The sequence below is a fragment of the Stenotrophomonas sp. A3_2 genome, assembly GCF_036624925.1.
GTDB classification, from domain to species: Bacteria; Pseudomonadota; Gammaproteobacteria; order Xanthomonadales; family Xanthomonadaceae; genus Stenotrophomonas; species Stenotrophomonas hibiscicola.
In genome coordinates this window covers 65,705-78,066 of record NZ_JAZKVY010000126.1, presented here as the reverse complement: position 1 = coordinate 78,066, position 12,362 = coordinate 65,705, and the positions used below count along the sequence as shown (strand labels likewise).

The 12,362-nt window shown below is 68.3% G+C and carries 10 protein-coding genes; 3 read left to right on the top strand and 7 right to left on the bottom strand.

The window, feature by feature from the left end; translation table 11 throughout:
* The first annotated feature begins 93 nt into the window (after nt 1-93).
* Complete coding sequence (gene phaR / locus R5H29_RS02935) at nt 94-627, top strand: polyhydroxyalkanoate synthesis repressor PhaR (RefSeq protein WP_031270734.1); 534 nt, start codon at nt 94-96, stop codon at nt 625-627.
* 74 nt (nt 628-701) lie between these two features.
* Here phaR and R5H29_RS02930 read toward each other — a convergent pair whose 3' ends face one another.
* From R5H29_RS02930 to R5H29_RS02905, 6 genes are all read right to left on the bottom strand, one after another.
* Complete coding sequence (locus R5H29_RS02930; RefSeq protein WP_171952859.1) at nt 702-1,655, bottom strand: TraB/GumN family protein; 954 nt, start codon at nt 1,653-1,655, stop codon at nt 702-704.
* 1 nt (nt 1,656) lies between these two features.
* Entirely contained in the window at nt 1,657-2,589 is a 933-nt protein-coding gene (locus R5H29_RS02925) for a DUF1684 domain-containing protein (RefSeq protein ID WP_332328708.1), read from the bottom strand.
* 11 nt (nt 2,590-2,600) lie between these two features.
* On the bottom strand, nt 2,601-4,505 hold the full coding sequence (gene mutL / locus R5H29_RS02920; protein ID WP_021204166.1) for a DNA mismatch repair endonuclease MutL: 1,905 nt from the start codon (nt 4,503-4,505) through the stop codon (nt 2,601-2,603).
* Between the two features lie 160 nt (nt 4,506-4,665).
* On the bottom strand, nt 4,666-6,234 hold the full coding sequence (locus R5H29_RS02915; protein WP_019660525.1) for an N-acetylmuramoyl-L-alanine amidase: 1,569 nt from the start codon (nt 6,232-6,234) through the stop codon (nt 4,666-4,668).
* Nucleotides 6,235-6,316: 82 nt separating this feature from the next.
* Nucleotides 6,317-6,799, bottom strand: coding sequence for a tRNA (adenosine(37)-N6)-threonylcarbamoyltransferase complex ATPase subunit type 1 TsaE (gene tsaE, locus R5H29_RS02910; protein WP_019660526.1), 483 nt, complete (start codon nt 6,797-6,799; stop codon nt 6,317-6,319).
* Nucleotides 6,796-8,280 (bottom strand): NAD(P)H-hydrate dehydratase, encoded by a 1,485-nt coding sequence (locus R5H29_RS02905; RefSeq protein ID WP_171952862.1) that lies wholly within the window; start codon nt 8,278-8,280, stop codon nt 6,796-6,798. Before R5H29_RS02905 ends, tsaE begins: the two co-directional genes overlap by 4 nt.
* Nucleotides 8,281-8,303: 23 nt before the next feature.
* On the opposite strand from R5H29_RS02905, the gene queG reads away from it, so the two are divergent.
* Nucleotides 8,304-9,374 (top strand): tRNA epoxyqueuosine(34) reductase QueG, encoded by a 1,071-nt coding sequence (queG, locus tag R5H29_RS02900; protein ID WP_019660528.1) that lies wholly within the window; start codon nt 8,304-8,306, stop codon nt 9,372-9,374.
* 44 nt (nt 9,375-9,418) lie between these two features.
* On the top strand, nt 9,419-10,750 hold the full coding sequence (xseA, locus tag R5H29_RS02895; protein WP_332328707.1) for an exodeoxyribonuclease VII large subunit: 1,332 nt from the start codon (nt 9,419-9,421) through the stop codon (nt 10,748-10,750).
* A gap of 642 nt (nt 10,751-11,392) precedes the next feature.
* Here the strand turns inward: xseA and R5H29_RS02890 are convergent.
* Nucleotides 11,393-12,289, bottom strand: coding sequence for a M48 family metallopeptidase (locus R5H29_RS02890; protein ID WP_019660530.1), 897 nt, complete (start codon nt 12,287-12,289; stop codon nt 11,393-11,395).
* Nucleotides 12,290-12,362: the final 73 nt, after the last annotated feature.

The following is a 12,362-nucleotide window of genomic DNA, read 5'->3' as shown; positions in this document are numbered from 1 at the left end:
GCCCCTGAAAGCCAAGCCTGGCGGGGGCTGGGGCGGTTGCAACCGCTGCTGCACTGCGCCATGCTGCGCGTCTACTGTGACGAGTACCGCTTCATGGCTGCGACCCGCATCATCAAGAAGTATCCGAACCGCCGTCTCTACGACACCGAGATCTCCAGCTACATCACCATCGAGGACGTGCGCCAGCTGATCCTGGACGGTGAAGACTTCGAAGTCCGCGACGCCAAGAGCGGCGACGACCTCACGCGATCGGTCCTGCTGCAGATCATCGCCGACCAGGAACAGGACGGCGAACCGATGCTGTCCACGCAGCTGCTGAGCCAGCTGATCCGCTTCTACGGCGATTCCCTGCAGGGCTTCATGGGCAACTACCTGGAGCGCAGCATGCAGGTCTTCCTCGACCAGCAGCAACAGTTCCGCCAGCAGATGGGCAACCTGCTGGGCCAGACCCCGTGGGCGATGATGAACCAGCTGACCGAGCGCAACCTGGAGCTGTGGCAGGAATTCCAGCGCAGCATGGGCAGCGGCTTCGGTGGCCCGCGCCCGGGCGGCACCGGCACGGGCACGGGCACCGGCAACAAGCCGAACGAACCGGGCACCGGCACCGGCAGCAAGACCCGCCGCTGAGCCGCTTCACAGGCTGACACGAAAACGGCGCGCCCCTGGCGCGCCGTTTCTGTCTGGATCGCGCCAACGATACGTCAGCGTTTCGCCTTGCACGCCGAGCACACGCGCTCGACCTTGTACCCTTTCGCCTTCAGTTTCTCGACCACGCCATCACTGCCCAGCAGGTGCAGCGTGCCGACCACCACCAGCGTACCGCCCTGCCCGGCCTGCAGGTACGGCTGCAGCTTCGGCACCCAGGCATCGTTGCGCCCGGTGTTGATGCGCTGGTACAGCTGCGGGTACTGCTGGCGCATCTCTGCCGCCATCTTGGTCCACAGCAGGCGATCATCACCGCGGCGCCACGCATCATGCAGCAGCCGCGCCTGCTCATCGGCCTTGCCGGCCTGGTCCAGTGCTTCGGCCAGCATCTGCCGCTGTTCCTGCAGCGTCATTCCGTCAAGCATGCCGATCTGGGTATCAATGTCCTCCAGTCCCGCCGTCTTGCGGCCGGTCTTCTGCGCGCGCTCCATGAAGTGGCGGTCCAGGCCCAGCGCCGGGTCCAGGCCGAGCTTCTGCATCTGCCCGATCGAAATGCTCAGGCCGACGAACCAGGGCTTCATGCCCTGCATCTGCGCCAGCGGCAACTGGTTCTGGGCAGCAAAAGCCTGCAGCTTCTGCCAGGTGGCCGCATCCAGATCACGCTTCAGCTCGCTGCCATCGGTGCGGATCGCCGCCTGCACCATGCGGCTGGCCAGCTGGGGCGACTGCATGTCTTCCGGCGACAGTTCGAACACTACCCGCTGTGAGGCCTCGAACGCCTGTTCGACATCGGGCGACAGCGGGTAGTCCTGCGGCTTCAGCAGGTGGAAGGAACCGAGCAGGTAGAGGCGTGAGTCGCCTGGGCCGGTCACTTTCCACAGCAACGGCACCGGCGGCCTGGCCGCCGCTGCGCCAGCGGTGTCGGCTTGCAGGGTACGTGCTGCACCCAGCGGTGCCAGCGCACAGGCCGCCAACAGAACGGCGGCACGCAACAGTGATCTGATCGGCATCTCAGCCTTCTCCTTCAGGCAGGTGGTAGGCCTTCTCGCCCGCTTCCATGCGCAGGTCCAGCCGGTTTTCAGGCGGCGCCAACGGGCAGGTTGCATAGGCGGTGAACGCACACGGTGGGTTGTAGGCATGGTTGAAATCGATGCGCACCGTACCATCGGCGCCTGGCGCATCGGTGTCCAGGTAACGCCCAGCCGGATAGCTGCCGCGACCGCTGGTGCGGTCGGCGAAGATCAGGAACAGCGGCTGCCCGGGTGCACCTATCGCCTCCAGCCGCCAGTTGCGGCCATCACGCTGGAACTCGACCGCGCCCGCGTTCGGCATCTCGGTGGTCAAGCCAGTGATATCGACGATCGGCAGGGTCTTGCCTGGCGGGTGCGCGATGAAGCGCGCCTGGACCTGCCAGTCAGGACCGCCCGGCCAGTACTCCAGGCCGGCGAACCCACGGCGTGCAGGCGCATCGGCGTGCTTGACCCGCAGCGCATCGCGCGGACCGCGACGGATGATGCTGAGCTGGCCTTTGCCACCATCGAAGGCCAGCAGCGTCGGCTGCGGATCCTTGTCGGTGTCGATGCGGATGCGGCCGCGCACCGGTTTGCCCCCATGGCTGACGTCCGTACCGGCTTCGGGAGTGAACCACCATTGGCTGCCTTCGCGGCGCAGCAGGCCCAGCTTGTCCGGCCCCACCGCCAGGCGGATGCCATTGGTCGCGCCACTGCCGACAAAGTGCGATCTGTTCTGCAGCCAGTGCAGGCCGACCAGCGCTGTCCAACCGTCCGGGCGGGTCAGGTCCTGATAGCGTGCCACCCGCCACTGCTGCTGCCCGGCGGCATAGGACGGATCCTCCGCGGCCGAAGCCGGTGCCGGCGGCGGCGCGGGGCTGCAGGCGGCCAACACCATGGCGACCAGCAGGCCGCCCATTCCCCGATAACGCATCGATGCTCCCCTCAACGTCCGCGCAGGAACCAGCGGTCGATCTCCGCCAGCGAAAAACGGGCCCAGGTCGGCCGGCCGTGGTTGCATTGGCCGGACCGCTCGGTGATCTCCATGTCGCGCAGCAGCGCGTTCATTTCCGGCACGGTCAGGCGACGGTTGGCACGCACCGCGCCGTGGCAGGCCATGGTCGACAGCAGCTCGTCGCGCGCGCTGGCCACGCGGCGGCTCTGGCCGTGCTCGCGCAGGTCGGTCAGCACGTCGCGCAGCAGGCCTTCCGGTTCGGCATGCGCCAGCAGTGCCGGTATGCTGCGCACGTGCAGTGAACCGGGGCCGGCACGGGTCACTTCGAAGCCGAGTGCGGCCAGCGTGTCGGCTTCGCTTTCGGCGGTATCGGCCTCGCGCTCGCCCACCGCCAGCGTGATCGGCACCAGCAACGGCTGCGACTGCAGGCCGATGCCATCGTGCGCGTTCTTCAGCCGCTCGTAGCCGATGCGTTCGTGTGCGGCATGCATGTCGACCACGATCAGGCCTTCGGCGTTCTCGGCCAGGATGTAGATGCCGTGCAGCTGCGCGATCGCATAGCCCAGCGGCGGCACTCCGGCATCGGCACTGGTGACCGGCAGTCCGTTCTCGGTCGGCATCGGCGGCAGCGCCGCCCCGGGCTCGGCACCGGCCGGCGTGGCATACAGCGCGGCGTAGGCCGCCGGTGCATCAGCAACCTGCAGCCCCAGGGGCTGCTGCGGGCGCCAGCCGGAAAAGCCACCGCCGCCTGCGCCCGAGCCGGCACCGGGCGCAGGCCCACGCACCAGCCCGAAACCCGATGCGCCCGCGCTCGATGCCATCGATGCAGCAGCGGCGTCCACCGGATGCACCGGACCCGCACCGATCTCCTGCGCCGACATGCCCGCGCGGGTATCAGCCAACGCGTCCTTCAGCGTGCGATAGACGAAGTCATGCACCAGCCGCGAATCACGAAAGCGCACCTCGTGCTTGGCCGGGTGCACGTTGACATCAACACGGGTCGGGTCCAGTTCGAGGAACAGCACATAGGCCGGCTGCCGACCGTGGTACAGCACATCGCCGTACGCCATCTTCACCGCGTGGGCGACGCTGCGATCACGCACCGAACGGCCGTTGACGTACAGGTACTGCTGGTCGGCGCTGGCACGCGAGTAATGCGGCTGCGCGATCCAGCCATGCAGGCGCAGGCCGGCGCCACTGTGATCCACGCGCACGGCCTGGTTGGCGAAATCCTCGCCCAGCGTTTCTGCCAATCGCGTATCGGAATACAGATCGCCCGGCTTGTAACGGCGCGAGGCCTTGCCGTTGTGGGACACGCGCAGTTCGACGTCCGGCCGCGCCAGGGCCAGCGAGCGCAGCCATTCTTCGATATGGCCCAGCTCGGTGCGCTCGGCGCGCAGGAACTTGCGCCGCGCCGGTACGTTGTAGAACAGCTCGCGCACTTCCACCGTGGTACCCGGCGCATGCGCGCGCGGCGTCACCTCACCGATCTTTCCGCCTTCGATCTGCAGCGCGGAACCATGCTCGTCATGTGCGCGACGCGAGGCCAGGGTGAAGCGACTGACCGAGGCGATCGACGGCAGCGCTTCGCCACGGAAACCGAGCGTGGCCACCGATTCAAGATCGTCCAGATCGGCGATCTTGCTGGTCGCGTGGCGCGATACCGCCAGCGGCAGCTGCTCCGGCGCGATGCCACTGCCGTTGTCGCGGATGCGGATCAGGCGTACACCGCCCTCTTCAAGATCGATATCTACGCGGCTGGCACCGGCGTCGATCGCGTTCTCGACCAGCTCCTTGACCACCGAAGCGGGACGCTCGACCACTTCGCCAGCGGCGATCTGGTTGATCAGGATCTCCGGCAAGGGCCGGATCGGGCGCGGACCGGGCGCGCTCATGGGAGATGATGGGCAGCAGACTTCATGGGTCGATGATAGCGGAGCGCCCGTGGATAGAGTCGACTGTCAGTCGACTGCTCTCCGCCCGGGCGCCGAAAAGCCCCGCGCTGCGCACGTAGTCGACTAACAGTCGACTCTACCGCGCTCTACAGGAAGCGGATTACTTGCTGCCGCCGGCCATGGTGGCTGCGGCGTCGATCTCGGCCTGGGCACGGGCCGCGTACAGCGTGCCCGGCGGTGGCTGGCGGCTGAAGAAGGTGTGCACGCCATCGAGCACGGCACCGGCGATCTTGCGCTGGTAGGCCGGGTCGGTCAGGCGACGCTCTTCATCCGGGTTGGAGATGAACGCGGTTTCCACCAGCATCGCCGGCATGTCCGACGTACGCAGCACCGCGAAGTTGGCGCGCTCGATGTTCGGCTTGTGGTTGTTGCCGATCCGCTTAAGGCCGCCCAGCACGTGGCCGGCGGCGTCTTCGGACGCCTTCATGTAGCCGCTCTGCGCCAGGTCCAGCAGCACATTGGCAAGCGTGCCCTCGGTCTGCTGCAGGCGAACGCCACCGACCAGATCGGCCGCGTTTTCCTTGTCTGCCAGCCAACGGGCGCGCTGCGAAGAGGCACCCTTGGTCGACAGCACGTACACCGACGAACCGGTGGCCGAACGGTTCTCGGCCGCGTCGGCATGGATGGAAATGAAGATGTCGGCCTTGTTCGCACGCGCCTTCTGCGCGCGCATCGGCAGCGGAATGAACACGTCACTGTCGCGGGTCAGGTAGGCCTTCAGGCCCGGCGTCGCATTGACCTGACGGGCCAGTTCCCGCGCCACCGCCAGGGTGACATCCTTCTCACGCTTGCCGGTCGGGCCGATCGCGCCCGGATCCTGGCCTCCGTGACCGGGATCGATGGCCACCACCAGATGGCGCATGCCGGCCTGCATGCGGATGCGGGAGGCATCACTGGGCATGGCCGGGCGCGGCGGTTCCACCGGCGTCGGTGCCGGCGCAGGCACCGTGGCCGGCGGCGTGGTCACCACCGCTGCGGTGCGCTGCCCAGCGAGGATCGCGGCCGGCGAGGAAGAAGGCGAACTGCTGGCCACGGTACCCGCCGCCGCGACCTGGGCCGGCGCGGTGGATGGCGCCGGGGTAGGCGTGGCCGGCGCGGCGGCGGTGGCACTGGCCTGCTGCCGTACCTGGGCAGTCAGCAGCGCCGTGGCACGCGCGGCATCGGTACGCGCCTGCGCGCTCTCCGCCGGCGTCGGCGTCGGTGCGGGCGTGTTGGCCGGCGCCTGCGGCGGCACCGCCGGCGTCGCTGCCGGACGGCTGGCGGCCACGGCCGGGCCATCGCCCGGCCATTCGATCACCAGCTTGGATTCATTGCCCTCGCGCTGCATCTGTGGGCGGAACGGCGCCACCGATTCAGCAAGGTCGAAAACGACACGGAAGGTACCCGGCACCGGCTGTCCGGTGCGCACTGCGGTGACCACGCCCTGCGCCGCTGGCATTTTCAGGTTGCGTACGGCGCTGGAGTCCGGGAAATCGACCACCAGGCGGTTCGGTCCGGCCAGCGACAGCGTCTTGTAACCGCCACTGCCCACCAGCGAGATCTCGGCACGGGTGCCGGTGGCACCAGTATTCAGCAGGACCTGGCGAATTTCACCGGCCCACGCGCTGACGCTCGCCAGACCCAGTCCGACGGCGGCACAGATGGCGATGAGACGGTTCCCCGGGCGCATGGCTCAGGATTCAATCACCGCACTGAACGGAATGCAACACCTTTTTCCTTAATAATCCGTAACCTGCCGGTGTTTGTTCTCGTCAGCCGACAGATATGGCCTGCAAGTCGCCTCCTTGGGGAAGCCGTTTCAGCCATTCATGCCCTGCGTCGCTGGCGCCAGTGAGACGAACGCGACGCCCTTGTCCCTCGATCTCCAGCGCCACCACCAGGTCGGTTGGCGGCAGCGCACCGGCACCGCGTTCCGGCCATTCAACCAGCCACAGTACCGCGCTGCCCTCGTCCAGCCCGAGGAAATCGAGTTCGCCGGCCTGCCCGATCCGGTACAGATCCAGATGCCAGGCCTCGCCACCGCCGGCCAGCGGATAGCGCTCGACCAGGGTGTAGGTCGGGCTGCGGATGGCGCCCTGGACACCCAGCGCGCGCAGCAGTGCGCGGGCCGTGGTGGATTTGCCGGCCCCCAGGTCGCCGCGCAGTTCGACCAGCGCCTGCGGCGGCCGCGTGGCCGCCAGCCATTGCCCGAGCAGTTCAGTGGCATCGCTGTCGGCAAGGAAGAAATCGATCATCGGGAAAGTTCCGGGTTGGCCAGTCGCCGCAACGGCGACAGCAGATCAGTAGGAAGCAGGCCGCGCGCGCCATCGGCGGCCGCGGCGTCGCCCGCGAGCCCATGCAGCAGCGCACCGGCCGCGGCGGCGTCGAAGGCGGCCAGGCCCTGCGCGCGCAGGCTGGCGATGATTCCGGTGAGCAGATCGCCCATGCCTCCTACGGCCATGCCGGGATTGCCTGCAGCGATCAGCCGTGGCGCCTGCCCGGGCGCCGTCACGATGCTGCCTGCGCCCTTCAACACCACCACGGCGTGGAAGCGTTCGGCCAACGCCTGCGCACAACGGTAGCGATCGGCCTGGATGTCAGCGGTACTGCAGCCGAGCAGGCGCGCGGCCTCGCCCGGATGTGGCGTAAGGATGGCGTCCGGCAGCGCGCGCGGATCCTGCGCCAGCAGATTCAGTGCATCGGCATCAACCACCAGCGGCTTGTCGCTGTCCAGCACCTGCGCAAACATTGCGCGTGCCCATTCGTCCTGGCCCAGGCCGGGGCCGATCGCCACCACCCTGGCCTTGTCCAGCAGCGCCGGCAGCACATCGCCGTCTTCCAGTGCATGGGTCATCGCCTCGGGCAGCCGAGCCAGCAGTGGACCGACGTGGTCGCGGCGGGTGCCCAGGCTCAACAGCCCCGCCCCTGCGCGCAAGGCGGCCTCGGCTGCCATGGCGATGGCACCGCCGCTGCCGTGGTTGCCGCCGACGCACAGCACGTGGCCGGATTCGCCCTTGTGGCTGTTGGCGCGGCGCGGCGGCAGCAGTGCCGGCAAGCGCGCCTGGGTCCAGTGCTCCACGGCGGGTGACACGCCCTGCCATGCGGCCGCGGGCAGCTGCAGCGGCGCCAGCGCCTTCTGGCCACAGTGATCCAGCGCATCGCCGGTATACAGCCCGCGATGCGGCACGATGAACTGCAGGGTCAAAGCAGCCTTCACCGCTTCGCCCGGTACGGCGCCCCGATCGGCATCGACGCCACTGGGGACGTCCAGCGCCAGAACCGGTGCCGCCTGCGCGTTGAGGGCGGCGATCAGCGCCTGCGCCACACCTTCCGGCACGCGATCGAAGCCCAGACCGAACAGGGCATCGACCCAGATATCGGCCTCGGGCAGCACGCCGTCGAAATCGGTGAGGGTGCCGCCACCGGACTTAAATTCCGATGCGGCACGCTGCGCCAGCGACGTCGCCGGTGGCTTGCCCGGCAAGGCGATCACCATCACCGTACGCCCGGCCTTCCGTGCATGGCGGGCCAACACCAGGCCATCGCCGCCGTTGTTTCCTGCGCCAACCACCACGCCGATCCGCTGCGCTTGTGGCCAATGCTGCAGCAGGCACTGCCAGGCGGCGTGGCCGGCCTGCGCCATCAGGCTCCAGCCGCCCTCGGCAGCCAGTGCCGAGGCCTGCGCATCAAGCGCACGCGCGGCAGCGGAATCGAACAGAGCGGCAAGGTTGGCCATGCGGGGATTTTATACTGGTGCATATGTCTCCCGCCCCCGCCCCTGTCGATCCGGCCCAGGCCGTACAGCGCATCCGCGAACTGGCGCGTGCGCATGGCTTCCAGCGCTGCGGCATCGCCGGCATCGAGCTGGGCGAGGACGAGGCGCACCTGGCCGACTGGCTGGGCCAAGGCCTGTACGGCACGATGGACTGGATGGCGCGCCACGGCACCCTGCGCGCGCGCCCGGCCGAGCTGCTGCCCGGCACGGTGCGGGTGATCTCGGTAGGCATGGACTACAGCCACAAGGACGACACCGAAGCCTGGGCAACCCTGGCCGACCCGGGCCGCGCCTACGTGGCCCGTTACGCCTTGGGCCGCGACTACCACAAGCTGATGCGCAACCGCCTGCAGAAGCTGGCCACGCAGATCAACGATGAAGTGGCACCGCTGGGCTACCGGGTATTCGTCGATTCGGCGCCGGTGCTGGAGCGCGCACTGGCGCGCAACGCGGGGCTGGGCTGGATCGGCAAGCACACCTGCCTGATCGACCGCAACGGCGGTTCCTGGTTCTTCATCGGCGAGATCTACATCGATATCCCGCTGCCGATCGATGCGCCGGCTACGGCACACTGCGGCACCTGCACGCGCTGCATCGATGTCTGCCCTACCCGCGCGATCACCGGCCCGCAGCGGCTGGACGCGCGGCGCTGTATTTCCTACCTGACCATCGAGCACGACGGTGCCATCCCCGAAGACATGCGGCCGTTGATCGGCAACCGCATCTACGGCTGTGACGACTGCCAGCTGGTCTGCCCCTGGAACAAGTTCGCCAAGCGTACCGACGAAGCCGATTTCCGCGCGCGCAACAACCTCGATACCGCGCGCCTGGACCAGCTGTTCGCCTGGGACGAAGCCGAGTTCCTGCGCCGCACCGAAGGCAGCCCGATCCGGCGCAGCGGCCATGAGCGCTGGCTGCGCAACATCGCCGTGGCGCTGGGCAATGCGCCGTCCTCGGCCGAAGCGCTGGCTGCCCTGCAGACCCGCATCGACGATCCCTCGCCGCTGGTGCGTGAACACGTGCAGTGGGCACTGGGCCAGCACACGGTGCGCTGACGTGCGATCCTGAGCCCCCGTTCCGCCCGCAGCACGCCGTTCCCATGCAGCCACGCAACAACGACATCCTCACCCCCAGCCAGCTCAACACCCTGGCCCGCGACCTGCTGGAAGGCAGCTTCCCGGCGATCTGGGTCGAGGCCGAACTGGGCAGCGTGGCGCGTCCCGCCTCCGGGCATCTGTATTTCACCCTGAAGGACGCACGTGCGCAGCTGCGCGCGGCGATGTTCCGGATGAAGGCGCAGTACCTGAAGTTCGTGCCGCGCGAAGGCATGCGCGTGCTGGTGCGCGGCAAGGTGACCCTGTACGACGCCCGTGGCGAGTACCAGATGGTGCTGGACCACATGGAGGAAGCCGGCGAAGGCGCACTGCGCCGCGCCTTCGAGGAGCTGAAGGCACGGCTGGAGGCCGAAGGCCTGTTCGACCCGGCACGCAAGCGGCCGCTGCCGGCGCACGTGCAGCGCCTTGCGGTGATCACCTCCCCCACCGGCGCCGCTGTGCGCGACGTGCTGAGCGTGCTCGGCCGCCGCTTCCCGCTGCTGGAAGTGGACCTGCTGCCGACCCTGGTGCAGGGCAGCAGCGCCGCTGCACAGATCACCCGCCTGCTGCAGGCCGCCGATGCCAGTGGCCGCTACGACGTGATCCTGCTGACCCGTGGCGGCGGTTCACTGGAAGACCTGTGGGCCTTCAACGATGAAGCACTGGCCCGTGTGATCGCCGCCAGCCGCACCCCGGTAGTGTCGGCGGTGGGCCATGAAACCGACTTCAGCCTGAGCGACTTCGCCGCCGACCTGCGTGCACCGACGCCATCGGTGGCAGCCGAGCTGCTGGTACCGGACCAGCGCGAACTGGCCCTGCGCCTGCGGCGCACCGCGGCACGCATGGCGCAGCTGCAGCGGCACACGATGCAACAGGCGATGCAACGTGCTGACCGTGCCCTGCTGCGCCTGAACGCGCAGAGCCCGCAGGCGCGACTGGACCTGTTGCGCCGCCGCCAGCTCGATCTGGGCCGGCGCCTGCATGCCGCGTTCAACCAGCAGCAGGAGCGCCGTGCTGCGCGCCTTCGCCATGCAGCGGCGGTCCTGCGCGGGCACCACCCACAGCGCCAGCTCGACACGATGCAACGCCGCCTGGCCGCCCTGCGCGGACGACCGCAGGCAGCGATGCAGCGTCTGCTGGAACGCGATGCGCTGCGCCTGCGCGGGCTGGCGCGTTCGCTGGAAGCGGTCAGCCCGCTGGCGACTGTAGCGCGCGGCTACAGCATCCTGACCCGCAGTGACGATGGCACGCTGGTGCGCCAGGTCGATCAGGTACAGCCCGGCGACGCATTGCAGGCGCGCGTGGGCGACGGCGTGATCGACGTGCAGGTCAAGTAAAGGGGTTCGGCAGGGCTCCGCCCTGCACCTGCAGAGGCAAATGCAACAGCCGAAGCAACAGCGAAAGCGGCTCTGGATTGCTGATAGCTTGGCGGGGTGGTGTGGCTGTGCAGGACACGCCGTAAACCCATCCCTGGGGGCTCGATGGCGCCATCCATGGCGCCAACGGTCCTCACAGCCACACCGCCCCACCCTCGACAGTGTCCCGATGACGGTCGGTAGATCCACGCCATGCGTGGATGAATCTCTTTCAGATATCGAATCAATTCGGGGTCAGATCCGTTTTCCTGCGGAAAACGGATCTGACCCCAAGCGCCATTCCGGCAGATCGCGGACATCTGTCGAAGGCGGGGTGGGTCCGGTTGCGGGGGCGTGAGCCGCATGGATGCGGCGACCGAGCTTACATGGACGTACTTGCAGCGTCCCCTGCGCAGCCCCCCCGCCCCGCCCAACCCCACAAATCCGCTGTTGGCGGAAAGCCCCACCCACGCGGGGCGCCGGCCCCCCCCCCCCCCGCCCCCCCCCCCCCCCCCCCCCCCCCCCCCCCCCCCCACCCCGCCATCCCAAGGAATGCACGCTGTTGCTGTTGCTGTTGCTGTTGCTTCGGCAGGTGCAGGGCTGCAAGCCCTGCCGAACAACCCCCTACTTTGCCTGCTCGCAGAACTTCTGCCGGTACTCGAGTGCCTTCGGCATCAACGCCTGCAGGTTCTGGATACGGGTACCCGGGTTCGGGTGAGTCGACGCGAACTCCGGCGGTGACTGGCCACCACTGGCCTGGCCCATGCGCTGCCACAGCGGCACCGCCTCGCGCGGGTCGAAGCACGCCGCCGCAGCCAGCATCAGTCCCACTTCGTCGGCCTGGGTCTCGTGGCTGCGCGCATACGGCAACAGATACCCATAGCCCATCGCCGACATCATCATCTGTTGCTGCTGCGCATCCATGCCGCTGGCGGCGCCGGCCATCTGCCCGATCTGGGTCAGCTTCTGCTGCGCCATCCGCTGCGCACCGTGGCGCAGCAGCGCATGGGCAATCTCGTGGCCCATCACCACCGCCATCGCGTCGCGCGTGCGCGCCACCGGCACCAGGCCGGTATAGACCGCCATCTTGCCACCAGGCAGGCAGAATGCGTTGGCCTGTTCAGATGGGATCACGTTGACTTCCCACTGGAAATCACGCGCGAAATGCGCCGGCTGAACGCCGTGCTCCTGCGCCAGTGCAGTCTCCACCACATCAACCTTGGCAATCAGGCGCTGGGCGATGTCGCGCACATCGCGCGCGATCGGCGCGTTGGAGTCCATCGGCGGCTCCTCCGAGAGGATCTGCTGGTAGGCCTGCAGGCCCAAGGCGGTCTCCTGGCGGGCGTCCAGGCTGCTGTCAATCATCACCTTCTCGCCGGTGTAGGGGTCCACCGTGCGATTGGAAAACCAGTAGAAGAGCGCATAGCCGGCGGCCAGCAACAGCACCCACCAGCGGATGTTGCCAAACAGGCCGCGACGCTGCGGGCCTTGGGGCGAGCGGGAAAAGGGATCATTGCGCATCAGGGGTCGTCCAGCAGGCCCCGCCGGCCGGCGGGCACGGCGCAATCTTAGTGCGCGGGCGCCAGCAGCGGGT